28 protein-coding genes are annotated in these 26,966 nt (G+C 73.0%); 1 reads left to right on the top strand and 27 read right to left on the bottom strand.

The window, feature by feature from the left end; genetic code table 11:
- Position 1: 1 nt before the first annotated feature.
- From ABD080_RS10765 to ABD080_RS10665, 21 genes are all read right to left on the bottom strand, one after another.
- A complete protein-coding gene (locus tag ABD080_RS10765) occupies positions 2 to 469 on the bottom strand; it encodes a DUF2752 domain-containing protein (RefSeq protein WP_137770879.1) in 468 nt (155 codons plus the stop codon).
- The gene (locus tag ABD080_RS10760; RefSeq protein ID WP_137770880.1) at positions 466 to 711 is read right to left on the bottom strand and encodes an HGxxPAAW family protein; all 246 of its coding nucleotides are present in this window, start codon (positions 709 to 711) and stop codon (positions 466 to 468) included. Before ABD080_RS10760 ends, ABD080_RS10765 begins: the two co-directional genes overlap by 4 nt.
- A gap of 34 nt (positions 712 to 745) precedes the next feature.
- Positions 746 to 1,606, bottom strand: a complete 861-nt coding sequence (locus ABD080_RS10755; RefSeq protein ID WP_137770881.1) for a Trp biosynthesis-associated membrane protein — start codon at positions 1,604 to 1,606, stop codon at positions 746 to 748.
- Positions 1,603 to 3,168, bottom strand: a complete 1,566-nt coding sequence (locus ABD080_RS10750) for an anthranilate synthase component I (RefSeq protein ID WP_168198094.1) — start codon at positions 3,166 to 3,168, stop codon at positions 1,603 to 1,605. The genes ABD080_RS10755 and ABD080_RS10750 overlap by 4 nt, the downstream gene beginning before the upstream one ends.
- Positions 3,165 to 3,581, bottom strand: a complete 417-nt coding sequence (gene hisI / locus ABD080_RS10745) for a phosphoribosyl-AMP cyclohydrolase (RefSeq protein WP_137770882.1) — start codon at positions 3,579 to 3,581, stop codon at positions 3,165 to 3,167. The genes ABD080_RS10750 and hisI overlap by 4 nt, the downstream gene beginning before the upstream one ends.
- The gene (metK, locus tag ABD080_RS10740; RefSeq protein WP_137770883.1) at positions 3,578 to 4,786 is read right to left on the bottom strand and encodes a methionine adenosyltransferase; all 1,209 of its coding nucleotides are present in this window, start codon (positions 4,784 to 4,786) and stop codon (positions 3,578 to 3,580) included. Before metK ends, hisI begins: the two co-directional genes overlap by 4 nt.
- Positions 4,783 to 6,072, bottom strand: a complete 1,290-nt coding sequence (coaBC, locus tag ABD080_RS10735) for a bifunctional phosphopantothenoylcysteine decarboxylase/phosphopantothenate--cysteine ligase CoaBC (protein WP_137770884.1) — start codon at positions 6,070 to 6,072, stop codon at positions 4,783 to 4,785. Before coaBC ends, metK begins: the two co-directional genes overlap by 4 nt.
- A 1-nt stretch (position 6,073) precedes the next feature.
- A complete protein-coding gene (gene rpoZ / locus ABD080_RS10730; RefSeq protein ID WP_137770885.1) occupies positions 6,074 to 6,436 on the bottom strand; it encodes a DNA-directed RNA polymerase subunit omega in 363 nt (120 codons plus the stop codon).
- 144 nt (positions 6,437 to 6,580) lie between these two features.
- Positions 6,581 to 7,171: a guanylate kinase gene (gene gmk / locus ABD080_RS10725; RefSeq protein WP_137770886.1), complete on the bottom strand. Its 591-nt coding sequence runs from the start codon at positions 7,169 to 7,171 to the stop codon at positions 6,581 to 6,583.
- Complete coding sequence (mihF, locus tag ABD080_RS10720; RefSeq protein WP_137770887.1) at positions 7,168 to 7,494, bottom strand: integration host factor, actinobacterial type; 327 nt, start codon at positions 7,492 to 7,494, stop codon at positions 7,168 to 7,170. The genes gmk and mihF overlap by 4 nt, the downstream gene beginning before the upstream one ends.
- A gap of 213 nt (positions 7,495 to 7,707) precedes the next feature.
- A complete protein-coding gene (gene pyrF, locus ABD080_RS10715) occupies positions 7,708 to 8,568 on the bottom strand; it encodes an orotidine-5'-phosphate decarboxylase (RefSeq protein ID WP_343904828.1) in 861 nt (286 codons plus the stop codon).
- Positions 8,565 to 11,912, bottom strand: coding sequence for a carbamoyl-phosphate synthase large subunit (gene carB / locus ABD080_RS10710; protein WP_137770889.1), 3,348 nt, complete (start codon positions 11,910 to 11,912; stop codon positions 8,565 to 8,567). Before carB ends, pyrF begins: the two co-directional genes overlap by 4 nt.
- Entirely contained in the window at positions 11,912 to 13,111 is a 1,200-nt protein-coding gene (gene carA / locus ABD080_RS10705; RefSeq protein ID WP_137770890.1) for a glutamine-hydrolyzing carbamoyl-phosphate synthase small subunit, read from the bottom strand. The genes carB and carA overlap by 1 nt, the downstream gene beginning before the upstream one ends.
- Entirely contained in the window at positions 13,108 to 13,602 is a 495-nt protein-coding gene (locus tag ABD080_RS10700) for a PH-like domain-containing protein (protein WP_137770891.1), read from the bottom strand. The genes carA and ABD080_RS10700 overlap by 4 nt, the downstream gene beginning before the upstream one ends.
- A gap of 6 nt (positions 13,603 to 13,608) precedes the next feature.
- A complete protein-coding gene (locus ABD080_RS10695; protein ID WP_137770892.1) occupies positions 13,609 to 14,913 on the bottom strand; it encodes a dihydroorotase in 1,305 nt (434 codons plus the stop codon).
- A complete protein-coding gene (locus tag ABD080_RS10690) occupies positions 14,910 to 15,866 on the bottom strand; it encodes an aspartate carbamoyltransferase catalytic subunit (RefSeq protein ID WP_137770893.1) in 957 nt (318 codons plus the stop codon). The genes ABD080_RS10695 and ABD080_RS10690 overlap by 4 nt, the downstream gene beginning before the upstream one ends.
- Positions 15,863 to 16,453, bottom strand: a complete 591-nt coding sequence (pyrR, locus tag ABD080_RS10685; RefSeq protein WP_137770894.1) for a bifunctional pyr operon transcriptional regulator/uracil phosphoribosyltransferase PyrR — start codon at positions 16,451 to 16,453, stop codon at positions 15,863 to 15,865. Before pyrR ends, ABD080_RS10690 begins: the two co-directional genes overlap by 4 nt.
- 154 nt (positions 16,454 to 16,607) lie before the next feature.
- Entirely contained in the window at positions 16,608 to 17,147 is a 540-nt protein-coding gene (gene nusB / locus ABD080_RS10680) for a transcription antitermination factor NusB (RefSeq protein WP_343904822.1), read from the bottom strand.
- Positions 17,144 to 17,704, bottom strand: a complete 561-nt coding sequence (gene efp / locus ABD080_RS10675) for an elongation factor P (RefSeq protein WP_137770896.1) — start codon at positions 17,702 to 17,704, stop codon at positions 17,144 to 17,146. The genes nusB and efp overlap by 4 nt, the downstream gene beginning before the upstream one ends.
- A gap of 139 nt (positions 17,705 to 17,843) precedes the next feature.
- Positions 17,844 to 18,455, bottom strand: coding sequence for a MarR family transcriptional regulator (locus tag ABD080_RS10670; protein ID WP_343904820.1), 612 nt, complete (start codon positions 18,453 to 18,455; stop codon positions 17,844 to 17,846).
- Between the two features lie 100 nt (positions 18,456 to 18,555).
- The gene (locus tag ABD080_RS10665; protein ID WP_137770898.1) at positions 18,556 to 20,160 is read right to left on the bottom strand and encodes an ABC-F family ATP-binding cassette domain-containing protein; all 1,605 of its coding nucleotides are present in this window, start codon (positions 20,158 to 20,160) and stop codon (positions 18,556 to 18,558) included.
- A 272-nt stretch (positions 20,161 to 20,432) separates the two neighbouring features.
- Here ABD080_RS10665 and ald point away from each other — a divergent pair, with 272 nt between their 5' ends.
- Positions 20,433 to 21,548, top strand: a complete 1,116-nt coding sequence (ald, locus tag ABD080_RS10660) for an alanine dehydrogenase (protein WP_137770899.1) — start codon at positions 20,433 to 20,435, stop codon at positions 21,546 to 21,548.
- A 145-nt stretch (positions 21,549 to 21,693) separates the two neighbouring features.
- Here the strand turns inward: ald and ABD080_RS10655 are convergent, their stop codons facing one another.
- The 6 genes from ABD080_RS10655 to ABD080_RS10630 are packed head-to-tail and all read right to left on the bottom strand — an operon-like array spanning position 21,694 to position 26,745.
- Positions 21,694 to 22,023 (bottom strand): metal-sulfur cluster assembly factor, encoded by a 330-nt coding sequence (locus ABD080_RS10655; RefSeq protein ID WP_137770900.1) that lies wholly within the window; start codon positions 22,021 to 22,023, stop codon positions 21,694 to 21,696.
- A gap of 28 nt (positions 22,024 to 22,051) precedes the next feature.
- Positions 22,052 to 22,810 (bottom strand): Fe-S cluster assembly ATPase SufC, encoded by a 759-nt coding sequence (sufC, locus tag ABD080_RS10650; RefSeq protein ID WP_137770901.1) that lies wholly within the window; start codon positions 22,808 to 22,810, stop codon positions 22,052 to 22,054.
- Between the two features lie 47 nt (positions 22,811 to 22,857).
- Positions 22,858 to 23,208, bottom strand: a complete 351-nt coding sequence (locus tag ABD080_RS10645; RefSeq protein ID WP_264449139.1) for a non-heme iron oxygenase ferredoxin subunit — start codon at positions 23,206 to 23,208, stop codon at positions 22,858 to 22,860.
- Positions 23,208 to 24,512, bottom strand: coding sequence for a Fe-S cluster assembly protein SufD (gene sufD / locus ABD080_RS10640; RefSeq protein ID WP_343904816.1), 1,305 nt, complete (start codon positions 24,510 to 24,512; stop codon positions 23,208 to 23,210). The genes ABD080_RS10645 and sufD overlap by 1 nt, the downstream gene beginning before the upstream one ends.
- Positions 24,512 to 25,939 carry a Fe-S cluster assembly protein SufB gene (gene sufB / locus ABD080_RS10635; RefSeq protein ID WP_137770904.1) on the bottom strand — a complete coding sequence of 476 codons (1,428 nt, stop codon included), beginning with the start codon at positions 25,937 to 25,939 and terminating at the stop codon, positions 24,512 to 24,514. The genes sufD and sufB overlap by 1 nt, the downstream gene beginning before the upstream one ends.
- On the bottom strand, positions 25,936 to 26,745 hold the full coding sequence (locus ABD080_RS10630) for a helix-turn-helix transcriptional regulator (protein WP_343904814.1): 810 nt from the start codon (positions 26,743 to 26,745) through the stop codon (positions 25,936 to 25,938). Before ABD080_RS10630 ends, sufB begins: the two co-directional genes overlap by 4 nt.
- Positions 26,746 to 26,966: the final 221 nt, after the last annotated feature.

Here is a 26,966-nt window from a genome sequence, read left to right as displayed (position 1 = left end):
ATCAGGCGCCGATCAGGGACGTCGGGGCGATGAACCAGAAGGCCGGGATGTTGCGGAGCACCGCGAACACGAGGGCCAGCACGGCGAGGAGGACGACCACGACCTGCGGCGGCGGGCCGAGGGTGCGTCCCTGCACTCGCCGTGCGGTCCAGAGTACGAGTCCCGCGGCGACGACGGGCAGGGCGACCACGATGAGGACGTTGTTGCGCAGGGCGAGCAGCGGATCGCCGTCGAGCAGCGCGTGCACGGCGCGGGTGGCGCCGCAGCCGGGGCAGTACAGACCGGTGAGGTGGTACACCGCGCACAGCGGGATGTCCGTGCGGAAGGGGTCGAACACCTGCTGCACGAGCAGGGCGAGGCCGGCGCCGCCGAGGGCGATGCCGAGCGGGAGCAGGGCGCGGTGCGGGCCGCGGGGGCGCGGGTCCTCCGGCGCGGGGAGGCCGTCCCCGGCCCGCACCGCGGAGCTCACGAGGTGGCGGCCGAGCGGGTGGGGCGCTTCTTCCCGAGGCCGACGACGGACATGACGACGCCGGCGACGACGGAGAGCGCCGTGACGACGATGCCGACGACGAGCAGCGCGGGCATTCCGATGACCATGCCGAGCGCCGCGAGCGTGATGCCGATCACGACGCCGAGGCTGAGCGTCCAGGCGGCGGGGGTCTTGCCCTCGTTGTGCGGCGGGGGCGGCGGCACCGTGTAGGTCTTGGTCATCGTCCAGCTCCGATCGAAGGCGTGGGGTACGGGGTCATTGTGCCACGCCAGCGGGCGGATCTTCGCGGTCCGCGGGGCGTGCGGCGGGTCCTGACGCGGCGCTGTGACGCGGGTCATCGGACGTCGCGGGGACCTGCTCGTCCGCTGCGTCGGCGTGCTCCTGGGCCGGCGCGGGCTCCGCGTCGGCATCGGGGTCGGCGTCGTCGTCCGGGGGCTCGGTGGGGTCCTCGCCCCGGGTGAGGGCGTCCCAGGCGGCGGCCGGGTCCTGCTCCGGGTCCACGGCGCGGCGCGGGGCGAGCGTCGCCCGCGAGTAGCGGCTGCTCCCGCGGGGCCAGCGGCCGCCCACGACGAGCACGAGGACGCCCAGCAGGGCGAGCAGCGCGCCGCCGACGATCGCGGCGACGGGCCAGGCGCTCGCGGTCGCGTGCAGCTCGACGCCGGAGATGCCCGTCGCGTCGGCGACCGCGCCGGCGGAGGCCGCCGTGGGGTCGCCGAGCATGCCGGCGGCGGCCACGACGGTGCCGATGCCCGCGAGGGCCAGCACGGGGCCGGTCACCCAGCGCACCCAGCGCGAGGAGAGGGAGGTCGCGGCCGCGGCCGCGAGGGCCACGAGCGACAGGGCGAGCACGGCCGGGGCGGCGTCCGCACCGGTCACGGGATAGGTCTGCACGGCTCCGGTGATGTCCGGGGCGGTGGCGGTCGCCCAGCTGGTGCGGGTGCTGCCGGCGACGAGGCCCGCGATGACGAGTCCGCCCAGGACCGCGCCCCGGCGGCCCGGTCCGCGGCGGCGGCCCGTCGGTCCGTCCGGGGCGCCGGTCGTGCGAGCCTCGACAGCGCTGTCTGCGCTGTCGGTGCGCTCGGGCAACGGCGCCGGGGTGGTGTCGTCGGCGCTCATGCGGGCCGCAGGGTCTCGGCGGAGGCGACGGCGCGCAGGGCGGCGGCCGCCTTGGACTGGGTCTCGCGATGCTCCATCGTGGGGACCGAGTCCGCCACCACTCCCCCGCCGGCCTGCACGTGGGCGGTGCCGTCCTTGAGCACGGCGGTGCGGATCGCGATCGCCATGTCCATGTCCCCGGCGAAGTCGATGTAGCCGACCGTGCCGCCGTAGACGCCGCGGCGCACCGGCTCGAGCCGGTCGATGATCGCCATCGCGGAGGGCTTCGGGGCGCCCGAGAGCGTCCCCGCGGGGAAGGTCGAGCGCAGCGCGTCGTAGGCACGGGCGTCCTCGCGGAGGCGGCCCGTGACCGTGGACACGATGTGCTGGATGTGCGAGAACCGCTCGATGTGCATGAAGTCGCGCACCACCACCGTGCCCGGCTCGCAGAAGCGCTGCAGGTCGTTGCGGGAGAGGTCCACGAGCATGAGGTGCTCGGAGCGCTCCTTGGGATCGGCGAGCAGCTCCTCCGCGAGGGCCTGGTCCTCCTCCGGGCTCGCGCCGCGGGGGCGGGAGCCGGCGATCGGGTGGGTGGTCGCGGTGCGGCCGCGCACGGTCACGAGCGACTCGGGGCTCGCGCCGACCACGTCGATCGGGGCGCCGTCGGCATCGGTCGTGCGCAGCAGGAACATGTAGGGGCTCGGGTTCATGCGCCGCAGCACCCGGTACACGTCCAGCGGGTCGGTCGCCGTGGGCAGCGAGAACCGCTGCGAGGGCACGACCTGGAAGATCTCGCCGTCGACGATGTCGCGCACCGCCTCCTGCACCGCGGCCTCGTACTCGAGCTGGGCGGTGCGGGACTTCGGCTCGACCTCGCGCACGCCCGTGTAGGCGACCGCGCCGTCGCCGCCCGGGCCGCGGAGCTTCCCGCGCAGCGCGTCGAGGCGGTCCACGGCCGCGTCGTAGGCGGCGTCGACGTTGTCCGGGGAGCCGTCGATGTTCAGGGCGTTCGCGACGAGCAGCACGGTCGCGTCGTGCGCGTCGTGGACGAGCACGTCCTCGGCGAGCAGCATCGAGAGGTCGGGCAGGCCGATCTCGTCCGGCGGGGAGTCGGGCAGGCGCTCCCAGTAGCGCACCGCGTCGTAGGCGAGGTAGCCGACCATGCCGCCCGTGAACGGGGGCAGGTGCGGCAGCCGCGCGGCGCGGAAGGCGGAGGTGATCTCCTGCAGCGCCTCGACGGGCGTGCCGCCCTCGGCGAGGCCCGCGGGCACGTCGCCGATCCAGCGGGCGCGGCCGCCGGACTCGGTGAGCACGGCGCGGGCGCGGGCGCCGATGATCGACCAGCGGGAGTCCTCGCCCTCCCCGGCGGACTCCAGCAGGAACGTGCCCCGCGCGTCGGTGCCGCGGGTGATGCGGCGGTACAGGGAGATCGGGGTGTCCTCGTCGGCGAGCAGCCGCAGGGTCACCGGGACGATGCGCTGGCGGGCGGCGAGGGCGCGGAAGGTCTCACGGTCGGGCTGGACGACGCCGAGGGCGTCCCCCTCGATCCCGCCCACGAGCTCGGGGTAGGACTCGGCGCTCATGCGGTGCGCTCCTCCGGGTGCAGGACCACGGCCTCCAGCTCCCCGCCGTCGAAGCAGGTGTCGGTGTCGCGGTGGCAGGCCGGGCCGATCTGGTCCACCTCGAGCAGCAGCGTGTCGCCGTCGCAGTCCAGGGACGCGGAGCGCACGTACTGCACGTGCCCGCTGGTCTCCCCCTTGACCCACAGCTCCTGGCGGGAGCGGGACCAGTAGGTCGCGCGGCCCGTGGTGAGCGTGCGGTGCAGGGCCTCGTCGTCCATCCAGCCGACCATGAGCACGCGACGGCTGCTCGCGTCCTGGACGACGGCGGTCACGAGCCCCTGCGGGTCACGCTTGAGCCGGGCGGCGAGGGCGGGGTCGAGCCCGGGGGCCGCCGGTGAGGAGGCGGTGGGGGCCGCGGCGTCCGCGGCGCTCACAGGGCACGCTCCAGCTCGGCGACCCGATCGGTGCGCTCCCAGGTGAACTCGGGCAGCTCGCGACCGAAGTGGCCGTGCACGGCGGTGCGCGCGTAGATCGGGCGGAGCAGGTCCAGGGCGTCGATGATCGCGGCGGGGCGCAGGTCGAAGACCTTCTCGACGGCGCGGGCGATGAGGTGGTCGGCGACCTTGCCGGTCCCGAACGTCTCGACGTACAGGCCGACGGGGGCGGCGACGCCGATCGCGTAGGCGACCTGCACCTCGCAGCGGTCCGCGAGGCCGGCGGCGACGACGTTCTTCGCGACCCAGCGCATCGCGTACGCGGCGGAGCGGTCGACCTTGCTCGGGTCCTTGCCGGAGAAGGCGCCGCCGCCGTGGCGCGCCATGCCGCCGTAGGTGTCGACGATGATCTTGCGGCCCGTGAGGCCCGCGTCCCCCTTGGGGCCGCCGATGACGAAGCGGCCCGAGGGGTTCACGTGGAAGGTGACGTCCTCGACGTCCAGGCCGATGCCCGCGAGCTCCTCGAGCACGGGGGCGATGACCACGCGGCGCAGGCCCGGGTCGAGCTGCTCGCGCACGTCGACATCGTCGTCGTGCTGGGAGGAGACGACGACGGCCTCGACGCTGCGGGCCACGCCGTCGGCGTCGTAGCCGATCGAGACCTGGGTCTTGCCGTCCGGGCGGAGGAAGGGCAGCACTCCGCTGCGGCGGGCCTCGGAGAGGTTCTCGGAGAGCTTGTGCGCGGCGTGCACGGGCAGCGGCATGAGCTCGGGGGTGTCGTTGCAGGCGTACCCGAACATGAGGCCCTGGTCCCCGGCGCCGAGGTTCGCGAAGGCCTCCGTGGAGCCGCCGTCGCGGCGCTCCCAGGACTCGTCGACGCCCGCGGCGATGTCGGGGCTCTGCGCGCCGATCGAGACCTCGATGCCGCACGAGTCCGCGTCGAAGCCCTTCGCGGAGGAGTCGTAGCCGATCTCGCGGATGACGTCCCGCACGATGCGGGCGACGTCGCTGTAGCCGGTGGTGCGCACCTCGCCCGCGACGTGCACGAGTCCGGTGGTCACCATCGTCTCGACGGCGACGCGGGCGCCGGGGTCCTGCGCGAGCATGTCGTCGAGGATGGCGTCGGAGATCTGGTCGCAGATCTTGTCGGGGTGCCCTTCGGTGACCGATTCGGACGTGAAGGTGCGCAGGTCGCTGGACGTCATGCGTCCCAGGGTAGGACAGGCAGGCGCGGGACGAGCGCGTCGAGCACGGCGTGGGCGACCGTGACCTTGCTCCCGCTCGCCTCGCCGCGGATCTCCCCCTGGGCGTCGAGGATCCGCACCGCGTTGTCCTCGGCCCCGAAGACGCCCGTGGAGACGTCGTTGAGGACGAGCAGGTCCGCGCCCTTGCGTCGCGCCTTCTGCGCCCCGAGCTCGAGGGCGGTGCCGCCCTCTCCCCCGGTCTCCGCAGCGAAGCCGGCGATCACGGGCCGCGCCGGGTGGGAGGAGACGGAGCGCACCTCGACGCTGTGACGCAGGATGTCGCGGGTGCGGGCGAGCGCGAGCACGGGCACGGAGTCCGGCTGCGACTCGTCCTTCTTGATCTTGTCCCCGGAGCGCGAGGCCGCCGTGAAGTCCGCGACGGCGGCGGCCATGACGAGGGCGTCCACGCCGTCCAGACGGGCCTCGACGGCCTCGGCGAGCTCGGCGGCGCTGCCCACGTCCACGCGCTCGGCGCCGGGAGGGGTCTCGAGGTCGACGTTGGCGGCGAGCAGCTGCACGCGCGCGCCGCGGGCGAGGGCGGCATGGGCGAGCGCCCAGCCCTGCTTGCCCGAGGAGTGGTTGCCGAGATAGCGCACGGGGTCGAGCTCCTCACGCGTGCCACCGGCGGTAACGAGCACGGTGCGCCCGGCGAGGTCGCGGCGCACGGCGCCGTCCTCGGCGCGCGGTGCGGCGAGCACGGCGCGCGCGGCGGCGAGGATCGCCTCGGGCTCGGGCAGTCGCCCCGCACCGGAGTCCGGGCCGGTCAGGCGCCCCACGGCCGGCTCGAGCACGATCGTCCCGCGCTCGCGCAGCACGGCGACGTTCTCGCGGGTGGCGGGGTGCTCCCACATCTCGGTGTGCATCGCCGGGGCGACGACGACCGGCCCGCGGGTCACGAGCAGCGAGGCGGTGAGCATGTCGTCCGCCCGGCCGGCCCGCATCCGAGCGAGCAGATCGGCGGTGGCGGGGGCGACGATCGTCAGATCGGCCTCCTGGCCGTGGCGCACGTGCGCGACCTCGTCGACCTGCTCGAAGACGCTCGTGAGCACCGGATGGTGGCTCAGCGCCTCCCAGGTGGCACGGCCCACGAACTCGAGGGACGCGGCGGTGGGGACCACGCGCACCTCGGCCCCGACGCCGACAAGGCCGCGCACCAGGTGCGCGGCCTTGTACGCGGCGATGCCGCCGCCGATGCCGACCAGGACCCGTGCGCCGCTCAGATCCGCGGCGCGTCCCGGAGGAGTCATCTCAGAGCGTGAAGTCCGTGGACGGCGCCTCGGGGGCGTCGTCGCCGAGGACGAGCGGGGCAGGGGCGTCGGGATCCGGGGCGGCGGCCGCGGCGAGCTCCTCCTCGTCCACCTCGCGGACGGTCAGCAGGCCCTCGTCGATCTCGCGCAGCGCGATCGAGAGGGGCTTCTCCTGGTTCTCGACGTCCACCAGCGGGCCGACGAACTCGAGCAGGCCCTCGGAGAGCTGCGAGTAGTAGGCGTTGATCTGGCGGGCGCGCTGGGACGCGTAGAGCACCAGGGCGTACTTCGAGTCGACGGTCTCCAGGAGACGGTCGATCGGCGGGTTCGTGATGCCCTCGGGCTGGGCGACGGTTCCGGCCACGGAAGTCCCTTCATCGAAAGTGTGCGTGCGACGGTCCAGGATACGCCCTGGAGCCGTGCGAGCGCGAGGCGTTCCGGGGCGGGGTCGGGTGAGACTGCGCACTCCCCCGACCCTCGCGCCTGGCCCGGTGCGCGGGGCGGATGATCAGCGCCGGACGCCGAGGAGCGCGGCGAGCTCGTCCGCCGCGCGCTCCACCACGTCGTTGACGATGGTGACGTCGAACTCGCTCTCGGCGGCGAGCTCGACCTTCGCGGTCTCGAGCCGGCGGGCCCGCTCCTCCTCGTCCTCCGTGCCGCGTCCCACGAGCCGGTCCACGAGCGTGTCCCAGTCCGGCGGGGCGAGGAAGACGAAGTGCGCCTCGGGCATGGTCTCGCGCACCTGGCGGGCTCCGGCGAGGTCGATCTCGAGGAGCACGGGCCGGCCGGCCGCGTGCATCTCCTCGACGGGGCCGCGCGGGGTCCCGTACTTGTTGCGGCCGTGGACCACGGCCCACTCGAGCATCTGGCCCTCGTCGACGAGACGGGTGAACTCCTCCTCGCTCACGAAGCGGTAGTGCACGCCGTCGATCTCCCCGGGCCGCGGGGCACGGGTGGTCGCGGAGACGGACAGCCAGATCTCGGGATAGCGCGCGCGGATCGCGGCGGAGACCGTGCCCTTGCCGACCGCGGTGGGGCCGGCGAGGACCGTCACGGGGGCCGGTGCCGTGGCGGCACCGGCCCCGTCGAGCGGCGTCACTCCGAGAAGTGCGAGACGAGCTTCTCCGCCTGATGGGAGCCGAGGCCCCGGATCTTGCGGGACGGGGAGATGCCGATCTCCTCCATGATCTGCTGCGCCTTGACCTTGCCGACGCCCGGGAGGGCCTCGAGCAGCGCCGCGACGCGGAGGCGACCGATCACCTCGTTGGTCTCGGCCTCCTCGAGGACCTTCTGGATCTCCTCGCTGCGACGACCGGCGCTGTCCTTGAGCCGGGCCTTGATGGCGGCGCGCTCGCGGCGGGCCTCAGCGGCCTTCTTGAGGGCCTCGGCCCGCTGCTCGGGGGTGAGGGGAGGGAGAGCCACGGTTCTAACCTCTTCTGTCGCTGGTGGTACGCAGGAACCGGAAGGCCCCCGCACGTGGGAAGAGCGTAACCCCATCGACGTGTCGGAGCACACTGATCGCCCGAGGTGTCGCAGATCAGGGGCATGTGCACTCCCCCGGGGAGGCGTCCGGGACGCCGACGGGGCGGGCCCGGGGAGCGGTGATCCGCCCCGGTCCCGCCCCGTCGCCGCGGCTCAGCTGTAGTCGGCCTGCAGGTCCTTCGCGCGCACCCGCAGGTCCTCGACCGACGGGCCCGCGGCGAGAAGCCCGCGGGACACCGAGACCAGCACGTGACCTGCGGATTCACCGAAGACGTCGGCGAGCTCCGCGATGCCCGCGCCCTGGGCGCCGAAGCCCGGGGCGAGGAGCGGCACGCTCGGTGCGGCCGCGTCCAGGCCGAGGCGACGATAGGCGTCCCCCACCGTCGCGCCGACCACGAGCCCGACCGAGCCCCAGACGGATCCGTCGCCGCCGCCGCGCTCCTCGGCGTGTCGCGCCACGCCGAGCGCGACGCTCGTGCCGTCGGCCGCGATCGCGTGCTGCACGCCGTGCCCCTCGGGGTTCGAGGTCAGCGCGAGCAGGAACACGCCCTTGCCGTGCTCGAGCGCGAGGTCCACGGCGGGGTCCAGGGACCCGGCACCGAGGAACGGGCTCGCCGTGATGGCATCGGCCTCGAGCGGGGCGCCGGGGCGCAGGTACGCCTCGGCGTAGGCGCCTATGGTGGAGCCGATGTCCCCGCGCTTGACGTCGAGGATCGTGAGGATGCCGCGCTCCCGGGCACCGGCGAGCAGCTCCTCGAGCACCGCCAGACCGCGGGAGCCGTGGCGCTCGTAGAACGCCGACTGCGGCTTGATCGCGGCGACCTGCCCGTCCACGGCGTCGAGCACCGCCCGGGAGAAGGTGGCCAGCCCGGCCGGGGAGTCCGGCAGCTCCCACTGCGCGAGCAGCCCCGCGTGGGGGTCCACGCCGGCGAGCAGCGGGCCGTGCTCCGCGACGGCGGCCTGCAGCCGTGCGCCGAAGCTCACCGGCCCGGTCGCCCCGGCCGTGCTGCTCACGCCGTCACCGTCCGCGCGGCCACGAGGCGTGCGGTGTGCTCCTGGAGGCTGAGCACCGAGAACGGCTCCTCCGGGAGCGCCTCGATCGCCTGCACGGCCGCCTGGAACTCCTGCAGCGTGGTGATGATCGGGACGTCCATGCTCGTCGCCGCCGCGCGGATCGCGTAGCCGTCCGCGCGGGCGTCGGAGCCCGAGGGGGTGTTGAGCACGAGCGCGATCTGCTCGGACTCGATCATCTCGATGACGCTGTCGCCCTCGCCGGCCTCGGAGGCCTTGCGCAGGACCCGGCACGGGATGCCGGAACGGCGCAGCACACGGCCGGTGCCCGCGGTGGAGAGGATCTCGAAGCCGAGGGCCGCGAGCCGCGCGACGGGCAGCACCACGCCGCGCTTGTCGCCGTCGGCCACGGAGACGAACACCGCCCCGGAGGTGGGCAGACCCTGGCCGGAGACCGCCAGCTGCGACTTCGCGAAGGCGAGCGGGAAGGTCGTGTCCAGGCCCATCACCTCGCCGGTCGAGCGCATCTCGGGGCCCAGCAGGGAGTCCACCGCGCGGCCCTCGGCGGTGCGGAACCGTTTGAAGGGCAGGACGGCCTCCTTGACCGCGATCGGCGCGTCGTCCGGGAGCGAGGTGCCGTCGCCCTCCGCGGGCAGCACGCCCGCGGCCCGCAGCTGCGCGACGCTCTCCCCCGCCATGACGCGGGCGGCGGCCTGGGCGAGCTGAACGCCGGTGGCCTTCGAGACGAAGGGCACCGTGCGGGAGGCGCGCGGGTTCGCCTCGAGGACGAAGAGGATGTCCTGCGCGAGCGCGTACTGCACGTTCAGCAGGCCGCGCACGCCCACGCCGCGCGCGATCGCGAGGGTCGACTCGCGGATCCGCTCGAGCACGCCGTCGCCGAGGGTCACCGGGGGCAGGGTGCAGGCCGAGTCGCCCGAGTGGATCCCGGCCTCCTCGATGTGCTCCATGATCCCGCCCATGTAGAGCTCCTCGCCGTCGTACAGGGCGTCGACGTCGATCTCGGTCGCGGTGTCGAGGAAGCGGTCGATGAGGATCGGCGCCTCGGCGCGACCGCCCTCGGGGAGGTTGCGGCCCACGTAGTCCGTCAGCTGCGCCTCGTCGTAGACGATCTCCATGCCGCGGCCGCCCAGCACGTAGCTGGGGCGCACGAGCACGGGGTAGCCCACCTCTCGGGCCACCTCGAGCGCGTCGCCGAGCCCCCAGGCGGTGCCGTAGGGCGGGGCCGGGAGGGAGGCGTCGGCGAGGACGGCGCCGAAGTGGCCGCGGTCCTCGGCGAGGTCGATCGCCGCAGGGCTCGTGCCGATGATCGGCAGGCCCGCGGCCTCGAGCCGGCGGGCGAGGGCGAGGGGGGTCTGCCCGCCGAGCTGCACGATGACGCCGGCCACGGGGCCCACGGCCTTCTCCGCCTCGTACACCTCGACGACGTCCTCGAAGGTGAGGGGCTCGAAGTAGAGGCGGTCGGCGACGTCGTAGTCCGTCGACACGGTCTCGGGGTTGCAGTTGACCATGACGGTCTCGTAGCCGCCGCCGGGGAGGTCCCGGTCGCCGAGGGCGAGCACCGCGTGGACGCACGAGTAGTCGAACTCGATACCCTGGCCGATCCGGTTCGGGCCCGAGCCGAGGATGAGCACGGCCGGCCGCTCGCGCGGCTCGATCTCCGTCTCCTGGTCGTAGCTCGAGTAGTGGTACGGCGTGCTCGAGGCGAACTCGGCGGCGCACGTGTCCACGGTCTTGAAGACGGGGTTGATGCCGAGCGCCTCGCGCACGCCCTTGACGACGTCGCCGCCCTGGCCGCGCAGCTCGCCGATCTGGTCATCGGAGAGGCCGTGGCGCTTGGCCAGCCGCATGAGCTCCGCGTCGAGCACGGAGGCCGAGCGGATCTCGGCGGCGATCTCCGCGACCAGCAGCATCTGGTCCAGGAACCACGGGTCGATCGCGGTGGCCTCGTGGACCCGCTCGAGCGTCTCGTCGACGTCCACGACGCCCTCCGCGGCGGACCACAGCACGCGGGCGAGCGCCCCGAGGCGACCGTCGGTCGCGATCCGGGAGGCATCGATGAGCTCGGTGACCTCGGCGGGGCTCGGCGGCCGGCCCGCGTAGGAGACCGCGGCGCCCTTGACGTCGAGGGAGCGCTGCGCCTTGCCGAGCGCCTCGGTGAAGCTGCGGCCCAGGGCCATCGCCTCGCCGACGCTCTTCATGGTCGTGGTGAGCGTCGGGTCCGCCGCCGGGAACTTCTCGAAGGCGAAGCGGGGCACCTTGACGACGACGTAGTCGAGGGTCGGCTCGAAGCTCGCCGGGGTGGTGCCGGTGATGTCGTTGCGGATCTCGTCGAGCGTGTAGCCGATCGCGAGGCGCGCGGCGATCTTCGCGATCGGGAAGCCCGTCGCCTTGGAGGCGAGCGCCGAGGAGCGGGAGACGCGGGGGTTCATCTCGATGACGACCACGCGCCCCGTCGCGGGGTCCACCGCGAACTGCACGTTGCAGCCGCCCGTGTCGACGCCGACCTCGCGGATGATGCCGATGCCGAGGTCGCGGAGCTTCTGCAGCTCGACGTCGGTGAGGGTCAGCGCGGGGGCGACGGTCACCGAGTCGCCGGTGTGCACGCCCACGGGGTCGACGTTCTCGATCGAGCAGATGACCACGCAGTTGTCGGCACGGTCGCGCATGAGCTCGAGCTCGAACTCCTTCCAGCCGAGGATCGACTCCTCCAGGAGCACCTCGGTGGTCGGCGAGTAGTGCAGGCCGTCGCCGCCGATGCGGCGCAGGTCCGCCTCGTCGTAGGCCATGCCGGAGCCCAGGCCGCCCATGGTGAAGCTCGGGCGCACGACCATCGGGTAGCCGAGCTCGTCGGCGGCCTCGAGCAGGTCCTCGATGCTGTGGCAGATCCGGGAGCGGGCAGAGTCCCCGCCCACGCGCTCGACGACGCCCTTGAACAGCTGGCGGTCCTCGGCCTTCTGGATCGCGTCGAGGCTCGCGCCGATCATCTCGACGCCGAACTCCTCCAGGGTGCCGTTCTCGGCGAGGGCGACGGCGGCGTTGAGCGCCGTCTGCCCGCCGAGGGTCGGCAGGATCGCGTCGGGGCGCTCGGCGGCGATGATCGTCCGGATGACGTCGGGGTCGATCGGCTCGACGTACGTGGCGTCGGCGATCTCCGGGTCGGTCATGATCGTCGCGGGGTTCGAGTTCACGAGGATCACCCGCAGGCCCTCCTCGCGGAGCACGCGGCAGGCCTGGGTGCCGGAGTAGTCGAACTCGGCGGCCTGGCCGATGACGATCGGGCCGGAGCCGATGACGAGGACGGACGAGATGTCGGTGCGGCGGGGCATCAGGACTCCTTGCTCTGGTCGCCGGCGCGGCGGGCGCGCACGAGGTCGACGAGGCGGTCGAAGAGGTACGAGGCGTCGTGGGGTCCCGCGGCGGCCTCGGGGTGGTACTGGACCGAGAAGGCCGGCAGGTCGAGGCAGCGCAGACCCTCGACCACGTCGTCGTTGAGGCCGACGTGGGAGACGACGACCTTCCCGTAGCGGCCGCCGTCGTGGGGGGCGGTGTGCTCGCCCTCGAGCGGGACGTCCACCGCGAAGCCGTGGTTGTGGGCCGTGATCTCGACGGTGCCCGACTCGCGGTCGAGCACCGGCTGGTTGATGCCGCGGTGCCCGTACTTGAGCTTGTAGGTCTCGAAGCCGAGGGCGCGGCCCAGCAGCTGGTTGCCGAAGCAGATGCCGAAGAACGGCAGCCCGGCGTCGAGCACGCCGCGCAGGAGCTCGACCTGCGCGTCGGCGGTCGCCGGGTCGCCCGGGCCGTTGGAGAAGAAGACGGCGTCCGCGCCGGTGGAGCGGAGCTCCTCGAGGGTCGTCGTCGCGGGCAGCAGGTGCACGCGCAGCCCGCGCTCGAGCATCGCGCGGGGGGTCGCGCCCTTGATGCCGAGGTCCACGGCGGCGACCGTGCCGATCGCCTCGCCCTCGGGCTCGAGCAGCAGCGGCTGGGCGATGGTGACCTCGTCGACGAAGCTCGCGCCCTCCATGGAGGGCTGCTCGCGGACCTGCTCGAGCAGGGCCGCCTCGCCCGCGGCGAGGGCGTCGCCGGAGAAGACGCCGCCGCGCAGGGAGCCGGTCTCGCGCAGCACGCGGGTGAGCATGCGGGTGTCGATGCCGGCGATGCCGACGACGCCCTGGCTCTCGAGCAGCTCGTCGAGGGTCTGCTCGGAGCGCCAGTTCGAGGCGACGCGGCTGGCCTCGCGCACGGCGTAGCCGCGCACCCACACCCGGGAGGACTCCATGTCCTGGGCGTTGGCGCCGGTGTTGCCGATGTGCGGAGCGGTCTGCACGACGATCTGCCCGGCGTAGGAGGGATCCGTGAGGGTCTCCTGGTAGCCGGTCATGCCGGTCGAGAAGACGACCTCGCCGAGGCGGGAGCCGCGGGCGCCGTAGGCGCTGCCGCGCAGGGTGGTGCCGTCCTCGAGGATCAGCAGGGCGGGCTCGGTGCGCGAGGCGCCTCGGCGCTCCCGAGCGGGGGTGGGGGCGGTCATGGGTGCTCCTTCCGGGAGAGCAGCAGGTCGTGGTCGGCGCGTGCGCCGAGGCGGAGGCCGGTGTCGAGGTCCTGGTCGCCGAGGCGCCAGCGGATGACGAGGAGTCCGTCGCCGCCCACGAACTTCCCGGCCATGCCGGGGGCGGAGGCGACGTCGAGGACGGCGGCGGCGGGGATGGTCAGGGACGGGGCTCCCTGACGGAGGATCCGCCAGGAGCCGCCGTCGCCGCGGCTCACGCGCGCCGTGGAGCGCGCGCCGAGACCGTGGGCGACGACCCGCTCGAGGGGACGGTCGGCGAGGACGGTGTCGACGTAGATCGCGTCGACGGGCCCCACCTCGGTCTCCTCGCCGAGGTCGGCGAGCTCGCTGCGGCGGTCCGGGGCGGGTAGGCCGGACTGGCGCCGGCCGCGCAGACGCCAGCCGAGCACCATGAGGCCGAGCGCCGCGAGGAACACCACCGCGAGCACGAGCACGGGCAGAAGGCGGTCCATCGCGCCTCAGCCCTCGACGAGGGCGCCGTCGCGCACGGTGACGCGGCCGCGGTGGACGGTGAGGCGGTTGCGGCCCGGCAGCTCCCGGCCCGTGAAGGGGCTGTTCATGCTGCGGGAGGCGTGCACGGCGGGGTCGACGACGGTCGTGGGGCGCGGGTCCCACACGAGCACGTTCGCGGGGCTGCCGGCCTCGAGGGGGCGGCCCTGGTCCTCGTCCCGGCCGATCCGCGCGGGGGTCTCGGACATGACGCGGGCGACGTCGCGCCAGCTGAGCGCCTCGCGGTCCACCATCGTGGACTGCACGATGGACAGCGCGGTCTCGAGGCCGGTCATGCCCATCGCCGCCTGGTCCCACTCGCGGTCCTTGGCGTCCGCGGGGTGCGGGGCGTGGTCGGTCGCGACGATGTCGATCGTGCCGTCGGCGAGGCCCTCGCGGACCGCCTCGACGTCCGCCTGCGTGCGCAGCGGCGGGTTCACCTTGTAGCGGGCGTCGAAGCCGCGCACGGACTCGTCGGTCAGCAGCAGGTGGTGCGGCGTGACCTCGGCGGTCACGGCGATGCCGCGCTGCTTGGCCCAGCGGATGATGTCGACGCTGCCCGCGGTGGACAGGTGGCAGACGTGCAGGCGGGAGCCGACGTGGTGGGCGAGCAGCACGTCGCGGGCGATGACGGACTCCTCGGCGACGGCGGGCCAGCCGGCGAGCCCGAGCTGCGCGGAGACCTCGCCCTCGTGCATCTGGGCGCCCTCGGTGAGGCGCGGGTCCTGCGCGTGCTGGGCGATGACGCCGTCGAAGGACTTCACGTACTCCAGCGCGCGGCGCATGAGGACGGGGTCGTGCACGCACTTCCCGTCGTCGCTGAACACGCGCACGCGGGCCCGGGAGCTCGCCATGGCGTCGAGCTCGGCGAGCCGCTCCCCCGCGAGGCCCACGGTGACGGCGCCGACGGGCCGCACGGTGCACCAGCCGGCGCTCTCGCCCGCGCGGGCGATCTGCTCCACCACGCCCGCCGTGTCCGCGGTGGGGGTCGTGTTGGCCATCGCGTGGACTGCCGTGTAGCCGCCGCGGGCGGCGGCGCGGGTGCCGGTCTCGACGGTCTCCGCCTCCTCGCCGCCCGGCTCGCGCAGGTGCGTGTGGAGGTCGACGAGGCCCGGGAGGACCACGCAGCCGTCCACGTCGATCACCTCGGCGCCCGCGGGCGCCTCGAGGTCCGTGCCGACGGCGGCGATCTCGCCGCCCTCGAGGAGGAGGTCCGCCGCGGTCTCGCCGTAGAGCAGGCCCCCGCGCAGGAGGAGGGTGGGTGCGGTGGTCATCGGGCGTCCTCCCGGGAGTCGGTGGCGAGCAGGTGGTAGAGCACGGCCATCCGGACGAACACGCCGGAGGAGACCTGCTCGACGATGACGCTGCGGGGGCCGTCGGCCACGTCACCGGCGATCTCGAAGCCGCGGTTCATGGGGCCGGGGTGCATGACGCGCGTGTGCTCGGGCAGCGCCGCGGCGCGGGCGGTGGAGAGGCCGTAGCGGCGCGAGTACTCCCCCGCGGTCGGGAAGAACCCGCCGCCGACCATCCGCTCGCGCTGGACGCGGAGCATCATGACGGCGTCCGGGCCCTGCCCGAGCGCTTCGTCGAGGTCGTAGGTGATCTCGCACGGCCAGGCGCTCGCGCCGACGGGGACGAGGGCCGGCGGGGCGACGAGCGTGACGCGTGCGCCGAGCAGGGTCAGCAGGAGGACGTTGGAGCGGGCGACGCGCGAGTGCAGCACGTCGCCGACGATGACGACGTGGGCGCCGTCGAGCCCGGCCTCCGGCTCCCCCGGCCGCAGGTGGCGGCGCAGGGTGAAGGTGTCGAGCAGGGCCTGCGTGGGGTGCTCGTGCGCGCCGTCGCCGGCGTTGACGATCGGCTGGTCGATCCAGCCCGCGTGGGCCAGCAGGTGCGCGGCGCCCGAGGAGCCGGAGCGGACGACGACGGCGTCCGCCCCCATCGCCTGCAGGGTGAGGGCCGTGTCCTTGAGCGACTCGCCCTTGGAGACGCTCGAGCCCTTCGCGGAGAAGTTGATGACGTCGGCGGAGAGGCGCTTGGCGGCCGCCTCGAAGCTGATGCGGGTGCGGGTGGAGTCCTCGAAGAAGAGGTTCACGACCGTGGTGCCCACGAGAGTGGGCAGCTTGCGGATCGAGCGGGACTGGGTCTGCGCCATGTGCTCGGCGGTCGCGAGCACGGCGATCGCCTCCTCGCGGGAGAGGTCCGCGATCGAGATCATGTGCTTCATCGGGTCTCCTCCTCGCCGGCGGGGCGGGCGAGGACGACCGCGTCCTCGCCGTCGGTCTCGGCGAGCTCGACGTGGACGCGCTCCCCGCGCGAGGTGGGGAGGTTCTTGCCGACGTGGTCCGCGCGGATCGGGAGCTCGCGGTGGCCACGGTCCACGAGCACCGCGAGGCGCACCGCGGAGGGGCGGCCGATCGCGCCGAGGGCGTCGAGGGCGGCGCGCACGGTGCGGCCGGAGAAGAGGACGTCGTCGACGAGGACGACGGTGCGGCCGTCGATGCCGCCGCGCGGGATGCGGGTGGGGCTCGGGGCCCGGGTGGGATGCTGCCGCAGGTCGTCGCGGTACATCGTCACGTCGAGGGAGCCGGCGAGGTCCTCGACGGGGCGGTCGATGCCCTCGGCGGCGAGGATCTGCGCGGCGAGCCGCTCGGCGAGGGGCACGCCGCGGTGCGGGATGCCCAGCAGGACGAGGTCGTCGGCACCGTGGCCGCTCTCGAGGATCTCGTGCGCGATGCGCACGAGCGCACGTCGGATCTCCTCGGGCCCCAGGATCCTGACGCGGTCCGGGACGGGGGTCGTGCTCTCGGTCATGTCTCTCCCTTCCACGCCTCACGGGACGTGTCGTTAAAGGGTGGATCGGTCCGTGCGGACCGGGGCCGAGTCTACGCGAGACCCGGCCGGGGCCACGCCGGCGCCCATCCCGTGGGACGGCGCCGGCGGGCCGTGGCGCGGAGCCGGGGCGGGCTCAGCCCAGCAGGCCCCGCACGTCGACCAGACGCTGCAGGAGCCCGTTGACGAAGCGGGGCGAGTCGTCTGTGGACAGCGCCTCCGCGATCTTCGTGTACTCGCCGATCACGGGGCCGCGGTCCGACGCCTCGGTGTCGAAGAGCACCTCCGCGGCGCCGAGGCGCAGGATCGCGCGGTCCACGGCGGGCATGCGGTGCAGCGGCCAGTCGCGCGAGTGGGTCTCGAGCTGGTCGTCGACCTCCTCGGCGTGCTCCGCGTACCCCTCGACGAGCTCGCGGGCCCGCTCCGGGACCGGGGTCTGCGCGGCCGTCACCCGGAGACGCTGCGCGAGCACCTCGAGGACGGGCAGGCGGCGGGCGTCGGCCTCGAAGAGCACGTCGAGCGCACGGATGCGCTGGCGGGTCAGGGTGTGCAGCCGGTCCGTGCGGGCCGGGAGGGTGCGCTCGAACTCGATCTCCTCCCCGTCCCGTGCGGGCAGGGGCAGACCCGGCCCCTTGCGCGGGGCCGAGGGGGTGGAGGACGCCGAGGAATCGGTCACTTCACGCGCTCGAGGTAGCTGCCGGAGCGGGTGTCGACCTTGACCTTGTCCCCCTGGTTGAGGAACAGCGGGACCTGGATCTCGCGGCCGGTCTCGAGGGTCGCGGGCTTGGTGCCGCCATTGGAGCGGTCGCCCTGCAGGCCCGGCTCGGTGAAGCTGATCGTGAGGACCACGGAGGCCGGGAGCTCGACGAACAGCGCCTCGCCCTCGTGGAAGGCGATGATGACGTCCTGTCCCTCGAGCATGAAGTCCTTGGCGTCGCCGACGGTCTCCGCGGTGACGTTGGTCTGCTCCCAGTTGCTGGGGTCCATGAAGACATACAGCTCGCCGTCGAGGTACGAGTACTGCATGTCGCGGCGGTCGACGGTCGCGGTCTCGACCTTGACACCCGCGTTGAAGGTCTTGTCCACGGTCTTGCCGGACAGGACGTTCTTGAGCTTGGTGCGCACGAAGGCCGGGCCCTTGCCGGGCTTGACGTGCTGGAACTCGGTGACGGTCCAGAGGCCGTTGTCCTGCTTGAGGACCATCCCGTTCTTGAGGTCGTTCGTCGTCGCCATGTGTCTCCTCGGGTTCCCGCCGGGCACGTGGGACCCCGCGGCGATGTGGATGAGTGTCGGCGCCGCCGGGTCATCCGCGGCTCGCGCGCGACTCAGGATAGCGTGCCGCGGCGCCGCTCCCCCGCGCACGCCGCGACGGTCAGGGCCTCGACGTGAGCTCGATCATGGACAGCAGGCGCACGACGAGCGGCACGGCGGCGCTCTCCTCGCGCCAGCCGCTCGTCTTCACGGCCCGCGAGACCGTCTGCTGGGTGATGCCGAGGAGGGCGGCGAGCTCGCGCTGGGTCGCCCCCGGGTGCTCGCGCAGCGCGTGCACGGCGCGCCACTGGCCCCGGTTGCGGGTCGCGATCATCCAGCCGACGAGGCGGAGGACCGCCTCGGCGTCGGCGGCGGTCGCCTCGTGGCGGGGGTCGGAGGCGCGCACGGACAGGGGCACCTGGCCGGTCGTGCGGGAGGCGCGCAGCGCGAGGGTCGCGGCGGCGACGCCCGGCCCTCCGGCCGCGCGGGTCTCCGCGGGGAGCGGCTGCTCGACGGGGCCGACGCCGAGGCCGACCTCCCAGGCGCCCGTCTCGGCGGCGATCCGCACGGCGTCCACGGCCGTCTCCGCGCGGTCCGCGAGGGCGATCGCGGCGCTGCCGACCGTCCGCTCCGGGGGCCGGCGCAGGTCCAGCGGGGCGAGCGCCTCCTGGAGGGCGGGCAGCGGGTCGGGACCGCGGTGCCCGCGCGGCGGGGAGAGGGCGATGACGAGCATGGTCCGGACGCTACCAGCCGGCGACCGCGGAACAGCGCTTATCCGCTGACCCTCGAGGGACAGCGGGGATCATCGGATCCCGCCGTCGGCGAGGGCGGTCTCAGGCGAGCTGGATGAGCTCCTCGTAGGAGGCGTTCCAGAGGTCCTCGACGGCGTCGGGCATGAGCAGCACGCGCTCCGGGGACAGCGCCTGCACGGCGCCCGGGTCGTGCGAGACGAGGACCACGGCGCCCTCGAAGGCGGCGAGGGCGCCGAGGATCTCCTCGCGGCTCGCCGGGTCGAGGTTGTTCGTCGGCTCGTCGAGCAGGAGCACGTTCGCGCTCGAGACGACGAGGGTCGCGAGCGCCAGGCGGGTCTTCTCGCCGCCGGAGAGCACCTTCGCCGGCTTGTGCACGTCGTCGCCCGTGAAGAGGAAGGAGCCCAGGATCTTCCGCGCCTCGACCTCGGGCAGGTCGAGGGAGGCCGTCATCATGTTCTCCAGCACCGTGCGCTCCCCGTCGAGGGTCTCGTGCTCCTGCGCGTAGTAGCCCACGCGGAGCCCGTGACCGGGGATGATCCCGCCCGTGTCCGGCTGGTCCACTCCCGCGAGGATCCGCAGCAGGGTCGTCTTGCCGGCGCCGTTGAAGCCGAGGATGACCACGCGCGAGCCGCGGTCGATCGCGAGGTCCACGCCGGTGAAGATCTCGAGGCTGCCGTAGGACTTCGAGAGGTCCTCCGCCATGAGCGGCGTCTTCCCGCAGGGGGCGGGCTTGGGGAAGCGCAGGGAGGCGACGCGGTCCTTCTGCCGCTCCCCCTCGACGCCGTCGAGCATCCGCTCGGCGCGCTTGAGCATGTTCTGTGCGGCGACGGCCTTGGTGGCCTTCGCGCGCATCTTCTCCGCCTGGGCGGTGAGCGCGCCGGCCTTCTTCTCCGCGTTCTGGCGCTCGCGCTTGCGGCGCTTCTCGTCGTCCTCGCGCTGGCGCAGGTAGTTCTTCCAGCCCATGTTGTAGATGTCGATCTGCTGGCGGTTCGCGTCGAGGTAGAACACCTTGTTGACGACCTGCTCGACGAGCTGCACGTCGTGGGAGATGACGATGAGCCCGCCGCGGTACGTCAGCAGGTACTCCCGCAGCCAGATCACGGAGTCCGCGTCGAGGTGGTTGGTGGGCTCGTCGAGGATCATCGTGTCCGCCTGCGAGAACAGGATCCGGGCGAGCTCGACGCGGCGGCGCTGGCCGCCGGAGAGCGTGCCGAGCTCCTGCTCGAGGATCCGGCTGGGCAGGCCGAGGTTCGCCGCCATGCGCTTCGCCTCGGCCTCCGCCGCGTAGCCGCCGCGGGAGTCGAGCTCCGCCTCGAGGCGCGGGTAGCGGTCCATCGCCTTCATCCGCTTGGCCTCGCTGAGGTCCATGTCGCCCATCTCGTGCTCCGCCTTCCGCAGGCGGGCGAAGATGTCGTCGAGGCCGCGCGCGGAGAGGATCCGCGCGAGCACCAGCTCCGTGTCCTCGCCCGTGTGCGTGTCCTGGGGCAGGTAGCCGAGCTCGCCGGTGATCTCGACGCTGCCCTCGGTGGGCGCGAGGGTCCCCGAGAGCACCTTGGTGAGGGTCGTCTTGCCGGCGCCGTTGCGGCCCACGAGGCCCACCCGGTCCCCGGCGGTCACCTGGAAGCTGACGTCGCTCATGAGGAGGCGGGCGCCCACCCGGATGGCGAGGTCGTGCACGGTGATCACGGAAGGAGCTCCTCAGGAGGGACGGTCAGGGGGCCGGACGGCCCCGTGAAGTCTAGGTCCGCGGGCGGCGGGAGGTCCCGCGCATATCGCCCGCGGTGCCCAGCGCCACACGGCGGCGCCGTCGCCTCCCCCGGGGCGCCGGATCACAGCACGGTCTCGGCGGGCGACGGGGTGCGCCGTTCCTGCCCGCGGCGGGCACCCTCGATGCGAAGCTGGTGCCGGTCCGGCAAGGAGGCCGGGCCACGCGACGAGCGAAGGACGAGGAGCTTCCCATGCGCATCGGCATCCCCCGGGAGATCAAGGACAACGAGAACCGGGTGGGTCTCACGGCCGCCGGCGTCCACGAGCTCGTGGCGCGCGGCCACGAGGTGCTCGTCGAGGCCGGCGCGGGCGTCGGCGCCCGGATCACCGACGAGGAGTACGCGGCCGCCGGAGCGGTCCTCGTGACCGAGGCGGACGAGGTCTGGTCCCGCGCCGAGATGGTCGTCAAGGTCAAGGAGCCGCTGCCGGCCGAGTACCACCGCCTGCGGCGCGGGCTCGTGCTGTTCACCTACCTGCACCTCGCCGCGGACCGCGCCCTGACCGATGCCCTGATCGACTCGGGCGCGACCGCGATCGCCTACGAGACGGTGCAGCTGCCGGACCGCTCGCTGCCGCTGCTCGCCCCGATGAGCGCGATCGCAGGCCGCCTCGCGACCCAGGTCGCCGCCTACCACCTGATGGCACCGCTCGGCGGCTCCGGCGTGCTCATGGGCGGCGTGCCCGGCACCTCCGAGGCGAAGGTGACGGTGCTGGGCGGCGGGGTCGTCGGCGAGCAGGCGGCGATGATGGCGCTGGGCCTGCACGCGCAGGTCACCGTGATGGATGTGAACGTCCCGCGGCTCTCCCAGATCGCGACCACCCACGACGGCGGGATCCTCACCCGCTACTCGACGACCCTCGACGTCGCGGCTCAGGTCGCGGAGTCCGACGTCGTCATCGGCTCGGTGCTGATCCCCGGCAAGCGCGCCCCGAAACTCGTGACCGACGAGATGGTCGCCTCGATGAAGCCCGGCTCCGTGCTCGTCGATGTCGCGATCGACCAGGGCGGCTGCTTCGAGAACTCCCGCCCCACCACCCATGCGGACCCGACCTTCACGGTGCACGACGCGATCTACTACTGCGTCGCGAACATGCCCGGCTCGGTGCCCGTCACGGCGACGGCGGCGCTCACCAACGCGACGCTCCCCTACGTGCTGCGCCTCGCCGGCCAGGGCTGGCAGGTCGCGCTGCGCGCCGACGCCGCCCTCGCCGCGGGCCTGCACACCCACGAGGGTGTGCTCACGCACGAGGGCACCGGCGAGGCGCACGACCTCGACGTCACCGACCCCGCGACCGTCCTCGCCTGACCCCGTCCGGCCGGCACCCCGGCGCTGCACGAACGGCCGGACGACGCCTGCTTCCCATCCGCGGAAGCACACGTCGCTCGACCCCCGCACAGACCGGACCCCCTGTCCCGCACGAGGCGGGGCAGGGGGTCCGGGGCGAGGTCGATCAGAGGTTGAAGCCGATCGCGCGCAGCTGCTCGCGGCCGTCCTCGGTGATCTTCTCCATACCCCACGGGGGCATCCACACCCAGTTGATGCGGTGGGTCTCGGTGATCGGATCGAGCGCCGCGAAGGTCTGCTCCTCGAGCAGATCCGTGAGCGGGCACGCGGCCGAGGTCAGGGTCATGTCGATCACGGCGTTGCCGTCCTCGACGGTGACCCCGTAGACGAGGCCCAGGTCGACGACGTTGATGCCGAGCTCGGGATCGATGACGTCCTTGAGCGCCTCGGTCACCTGCTCGACGGTCACGGTCGCCGTCGGGAGCTGGTCGGTCATGGTGTCCTCCTGGTGAGGGGCGGGAGGGTCAGTTCGCGGCCGCGAGGAAGCGGTCGTAGCCCTCGTTCTCGAGGCGCTCGGCGAGCTCCGGGCCGCCCTGCTCGGCGATCCGGCCGTTGACGAAGACGTGCACGAAGTCGGGCTTCACGTAGTTGAGGATGCGCGTGTAGTGCGTGATGAGCATGATGCCCACCTCGGTGTTCTCCTTGGCGCGGTTCACGCCCTCGGAGACGATGCGCAGGGCGTCGACGTCGAGGCCGGAGTCGGTCTCGTCGAGGATCGCGATGGAGGGCTTGAGCAGCTGCATCTGCAGGATCTCGTGGCGCTTCTTCTCGCCGCCGGAGAAGCCCTCGTTGACGTTGCGCTCGGCGAAGACGGGGTCCATGCGGAGGTCGTCCATGGCGCCCTTGACGTCCTTGACCCAGGTGCGCAGCGAGGGGGCCTCGCCGTCCACCGCGGTCTTGGCGGTGCGCAGGAAGTTCGAGACGGTGACGCCGGGGACCTCGACGGGGTACTGCATCGCGAGGAACACGCCGGCGCGGGCGCGCTCGTCGACGCTCATCTCGAGGACGTCCTCGCCGTCCAGGGTCACCGAGCCCTCGGTGATCTGGTACTTGGGGTGGCCGGCCAGCGCGTAGGCGAGGGTCGACTTGCCCGAGCCGTTGGGGCCCATGATCGCGTGCGTCTCGCCGCCGCGGATGGTGAGGTCGACGCCCTTGAGGATCTCCTTGGTCCCCTCGGGGGTGTCGACGGTGGCGTGGAGGTTCGTGATCTCCAGGACAGACATGGTGGGTTTCTCCTTGACCGGTATCCCTCGCGGGACGGTGGAAGTGTTCAGGGGTGGGAGGCGTCGCCGGCGGGATCGACGTGGATCGTCCCGGCGGCCTCGTCGATACGCACGGGCAGCACCCGGACGGGGCGGACGGCGGGGAGCTGGAGCGGGCGGCCGGTGTTCAGATCGAACTGGCTCCCGTGCTTCCAGCACTCGATGGTGCAGCCCTCGACGTCGCCGTCGCTCAGCGCGATCTCGTCGTGCGAGCAGCGGTCCTCGAGGGCGTGGACGCCTCCGGCCTCGTCGCGCACGAGGGCGATCTCGAGCCCTCCTGCGACGACGTCGAGCGCGGTGCCCGGCGCGAGGTCCTCGAGCCGGGCGACCTGCACGAAGCGGTCGGAGACGTCCTGCATCAGTTCATGCTCCGGGTGAGCTCCGCCTCGATGGACTCGAAGAGGTGCTCGCGGATCTCCGGCACGTCGATCTTCTGGATGAGCTCCGCGAAGAAGCCGCGCACCACCAGGCGGCGGGCCTCCTTCTCGGGGATGCCGCGGGCGCGGAGGTAGAACAGCTGCTCGTCGTCGAAGCGCCCGGTGGCGGCGGCGTGGCCGGCGCCCTCGATCTCGCCCGTCTCGATCTCCAGGTTGGGGACGGAGTCGGCGCGCGCGCCCTCGGTGAGCACGAGGTTGCGGTTCAGCTCGTAGGTGCTGGTGCCCTCGGCCTCCTTGCGGATGAGGACGTCGCCCACCCACACGGAGCGGGCCTTCTGCCCCTGCAGCGCGCCCTTGTAGGCGACGTCGGAGGTGCAGTTCGGGGCGGCGTGGTCCACGAAGAGACGGTGCTCGAGGAACTGGTTCTCGTCCGCGAAGTAGAGCCCGGTGTTCTCGAGCTCGGCGCCGGGCGCGGAGAACTCGCCGATCGCGTTGACGCGCACGGCGCTGCCGCCGAGCGAGACGACGATGTGCTTGAGCTTCGCGTCCCGACCGAGCTTGGCGTGGTGCGTGGAGATGTGCAGAGCGTCGTCGTCCCAGTCCTGCAGGGCGATGACGGTCATCCGCGAGTTGTCGCCGACGATCATCTCCACGTTCTGCGCGTACTGCGCGGAGCCGGTGTGGTTGAGCACGAAGGTCGCCGTAGACGACTCCTCGGTCTCGAGCACGAGGTGCCCGTTCGCGCGGCGGTCCGCCCCGCGCCCGGTGATCTCGACGCGGAAGGGCTCGGCGAGCTCCGCGTTGCGGGGCGCGACCAGGTGCAGCGCCTGCGCCGTGCGGGCGGAGGCGATCGCCGCGGTGAGGTCCTCGGGCACGAGCGCGGTGCCGCGGGGCGCCTCGCCGATCGCGAGGGTCGAGGCCTCGGGCGCGCCCTCGGGGACGGTCACCGCGTGGTCGACCGCGCCGTCCTCGGTCGCGTCGTCCTGGAACAGTGACGTGAAGCGGCGCAGCGGGGTGAAGCGCCACTCCTCGATCTTCGAGGTCGGCACCGGGTGGTCACCGAGCTCGAAGGAGCGCTGCCGCGCCGCACGGCTCGTGGCCGCGTGCTTCGCGGGGCCGTCGGCGGGCAGCGTGAGCCGCTCGTCCTCCAGCTGCGGGGCGACGGGCGCGAGGCCGTCGATCGTCGCACGGGCCGCGACCGGGGCGGCGCCGGCGGCCCCGCCGACGATCTCGCCGTCCGAGCGCTCCTGGGTGGTCTCGGTGCCCTCCGTGGTGGACGTGGTCATCAACCGACTGCTCCTTCCATCTGCAGCTCGATCAGGCGGTTCAGCTCGAGGGCGTACTCCATGGGGAGCTCGCGCGCGATGGGCTCGATGAAGCCGCGCACGATCATCGCCATGGCCTCGGTCTCCTCCATGCCGCGGCTCATCAGGTAGAAGAGCTGCTCCTCGGAGACCTTCGAGACGGTCGCCTCGTGGCCCATCTGGACGTCGTCGACGCGCACGTCGACGTAGGGGTAGGTGTCGGTGCGGGAGACCGTGTCCACGAGCAGCGCGTCGCACAGCACGGTCGAGGCGGAGTGCTCCGCCCCGGGCATGACCTGCACGAGGCCACGGTAGGAGGTCCGGCCGCCGGCCCGGGAGACCGACTTCGAGACGATCGAGCTCGAGGTGTGCGGCGCCATGTGCACCATCTTCGAGCCGGTGTCCTGGTGCTGGTTCTCGCCGGCGAAGGCGATCGACAGCGTCTCGCCGCGGGCGTGCTCGCCCATCAGCCACACGGCCGGGTACTTCATGGTGACCTTGGAGCCGATGTTGCCGTCGACCCACTCCATGGTGCCGCCCTGCTCCACCGTGGTGCGCTTGGTGACCAGGTTGTACACGTTGTTCGACCAGTTCTGGATCGTCGTGTAGCGGACGCGGGCGTCCTTCTTCACGACGATCTCGACGACGGCGCTGTGCAGCGAGTCCGACTTGTAGATCGGCGCCGTGCAACCCTCGACGTAGTGCACGTAGGAGCCCTCGTCGGCGATGATCAGGGTCCGCTCGAACTGGCCCATGTTCTCGGTGTTGATGCGGAAGTAGGCCTGGAGCGGGATCTCGACGTGGACGCCCGGGGGGACGTACACGAAGGACCCGCCGGACCACACCGCGGTGTTCAGCGCGGAGAACTTGTTGTCACCCGAGGGGATGACCGTGCCGAAGTACTCCTCGAAGAGCTCGGGGTAGTCGCGCAGACCCGTGTCGGTGTCCACGAAGATGACGCCCTGCTCCTCGAGGTCCTCACGGATCTGGTGATAGACGACCTCGGACTCGTACTGGGCGGCGACGCCGGCCACGAGGCGCTGCTTCTCCGCCTCGGGGATGCCGAGGCGGTCGTAGGTCTCGCGGATGTCCGCCGGGAGCTCCTCCCAGCTGGAGGCCTGGCCCTCGGTGGAGCGGACGAAGTACTTGATGGTGTCGAAGTCGATCCCGGAGAGATCGGGGCCCCAGGTGGGCATCGGCTTCTTGTCGAAGATGCCGAGGGCCTTGAGGCGACGCTCGAGCATCCACTCGGGCTCGTCCTTGCGGCGGGAGATGTCGCGGACGACGTCCTCGTCCAGACCGCGGCGGGCGCTCGCGCCGGCCGTGTCCTCGTCGTGCCAGCCAAAGGCGTAGTTGCCGATGGAGTCGATGATCTCGTCCTGGCTGAGCTGCTCTGGTGCGCTCGTCATGGTGTCCTTCCCTCGGTGAGCGGAATGTGGGTCGTGCACACGTGGGCGCCCTGGGCGAGGGTCGCCAGGCGCTGGACGGGTGCTCCGATGATGCGCGCGATGATGCGGGTCTCGGCCTCGCACAGCTCCGGATGGTCCGCGGCCACGTCGAGGACGGGGCAGTGACCATGGCAGAGCTGCGCCGTGACGAGCGTACGCGTCCCCGTGCCGGATCGCGCACCGGCGGCGGGGAGGGGGACGTTCAGGGGGCGCACGGTCGTGGCGTAGCCGCGCTCGGTGAGGAGCTCGGCCAGGAGCTCGAGCTTGCGGGCGAGGGAGACGTGCTCCCCTGCCGCCTCGCGCTCGGTGGTGCGGCGGGCGACCTCGCGCTCCCAGTCCTCCACGCGGCGGTCCGCGAGGCGGGCCACCGCCTCGTCGCCGCCCAGGGCGGAGATCTCCTGGAGGGCGAGGACGGCGAGCTCGTCGTAGCCGCCCGGGAGGGCCTCGTGCGCGGACTGCGAGAGCACGAAGGCCTTGCTGGGCCGGCCGCGGCCGCGGTGGGCCACGATGATCTCGTGCTCGGCGATGACGCCGTCGGCCTCGAGGGCCGCGAGGTGACGCCGGACGGCGGCGCTCGTGAGCCCGAACCGCTCGGCGAGCTGCCGGGCGGTGATCGGTCCGTGGGCGGAGATCGTCTCGATGAGCCGCTCGCGGGTGTCGCGGTGCTCGGCGCCCCGAGCGGGTTCGCCGGGGATGTCGCCGGGAGCTCCTGCGGCGGGCGGGGCTCCGGTGCCCGTGCTGTCGACGGTGCCGGCGCTCGTGCTCATGCGCCCCTCCTTCCGGTGCGTTCGGGTCCCGTGACGACGGGCCTCGCGATGACGGGGACGCGCGGTCGGTGCCACAGGTCCCGGGACCATCATCGGTCCAAGATTTTACAATGTCCAGCTTGCATATTGTCGACCCCGGACCACCCCATGAGAAGCGTCACCTGCGGGACGATCGAGGGGGTCGATACCCTCGACCGATCGTACGGTTTTCAACTATTCTG

The organism is Brachybacterium rhamnosum, from assembly GCF_039526185.1.
In the GTDB taxonomy this organism is placed as follows: domain Bacteria; phylum Actinomycetota; class Actinomycetes; order Actinomycetales; family Dermabacteraceae; genus Brachybacterium; species Brachybacterium rhamnosum.
Note: the sequence above shows the minus strand (reverse complement) of the source record. Positions and strands in the feature narration are given on the sequence as shown.

Bases quoted from the DNA above. Each gene is read 5' to 3' on its own strand.
- ABD080_RS10760 (WP_137770880.1), bottom strand. From the start codon at position 711: ATGACCAAGACCTACACGGTGCCGCCGCCCCCGCCGCACAACGAGGGC.
- ABD080_RS10755 (WP_137770881.1), bottom strand. From the start codon at position 1,606: ATGAGCGCCGACGACACCACCCCGGCGCCGTTGCCCGAGCGCACCGAC.
- ABD080_RS10750 (WP_168198094.1), bottom strand. From the start codon at position 3,168: ATGAGCGCCGAGTCCTACCCCGAGCTCGTGGGCGGGATCGAGGGGGAC.
- metK (WP_137770883.1), bottom strand. From the start codon at position 4,786: ATGACGTCCAGCGACCTGCGCACCTTCACGTCCGAATCGGTCACCGAA.
- coaBC (WP_137770884.1), bottom strand. From the start codon at position 6,072: ATGACTCCTCCGGGACGCGCCGCGGATCTGAGCGGCGCACGGGTCCTG.
- carB (WP_137770889.1), bottom strand. From the start codon at position 11,912: ATGCCCCGCCGCACCGACATCTCGTCCGTCCTCGTCATCGGCTCCGGC.
- carA (WP_137770890.1), bottom strand. From the start codon at position 13,111: ATGACCGCCCCCACCCCCGCTCGGGAGCGCCGAGGCGCCTCGCGCACC.
- ABD080_RS10700 (WP_137770891.1), bottom strand. From the start codon at position 13,602: ATGGACCGCCTTCTGCCCGTGCTCGTGCTCGCGGTGGTGTTCCTCGCG.
- ABD080_RS10695 (WP_137770892.1), bottom strand. From the start codon at position 14,913: ATGACCACCGCACCCACCCTCCTCCTGCGCGGGGGCCTGCTCTACGGC.
- ABD080_RS10690 (WP_137770893.1), bottom strand. From the start codon at position 15,866: ATGAAGCACATGATCTCGATCGCGGACCTCTCCCGCGAGGAGGCGATC.
- pyrR (WP_137770894.1), bottom strand. From the start codon at position 16,453: ATGACCGAGAGCACGACCCCCGTCCCGGACCGCGTCAGGATCCTGGGG.
- efp (WP_137770896.1), bottom strand. From the start codon at position 17,704: ATGGCGACGACGAACGACCTCAAGAACGGGATGGTCCTCAAGCAGGAC.
- ABD080_RS10670 (WP_343904820.1), bottom strand. From the start codon at position 18,455: ATGCTCGTCATCGCCCTCTCCCCGCCGCGCGGGCACCGCGGTCCCGAC.
- ald (WP_137770899.1), top strand. From the start codon at position 20,433: ATGCGCATCGGCATCCCCCGGGAGATCAAGGACAACGAGAACCGGGTG.
- ABD080_RS10655 (WP_137770900.1), bottom strand. From the start codon at position 22,023: ATGACCGACCAGCTCCCGACGGCGACCGTGACCGTCGAGCAGGTGACC.
- sufC (WP_137770901.1), bottom strand. From the start codon at position 22,810: ATGTCTGTCCTGGAGATCACGAACCTCCACGCCACCGTCGACACCCCC.
- ABD080_RS10645 (WP_264449139.1), bottom strand. From the start codon at position 23,208: ATGCAGGACGTCTCCGACCGCTTCGTGCAGGTCGCCCGGCTCGAGGAC.
- sufD (WP_343904816.1), bottom strand. From the start codon at position 24,512: ATGACCACGTCCACCACGGAGGGCACCGAGACCACCCAGGAGCGCTCG.
- sufB (WP_137770904.1), bottom strand. From the start codon at position 25,939: ATGACGAGCGCACCAGAGCAGCTCAGCCAGGACGAGATCATCGACTCC.
- ABD080_RS10630 (WP_343904814.1), bottom strand. From the start codon at position 26,745: ATGAGCACGAGCGCCGGCACCGTCGACAGCACGGGCACCGGAGCCCCG.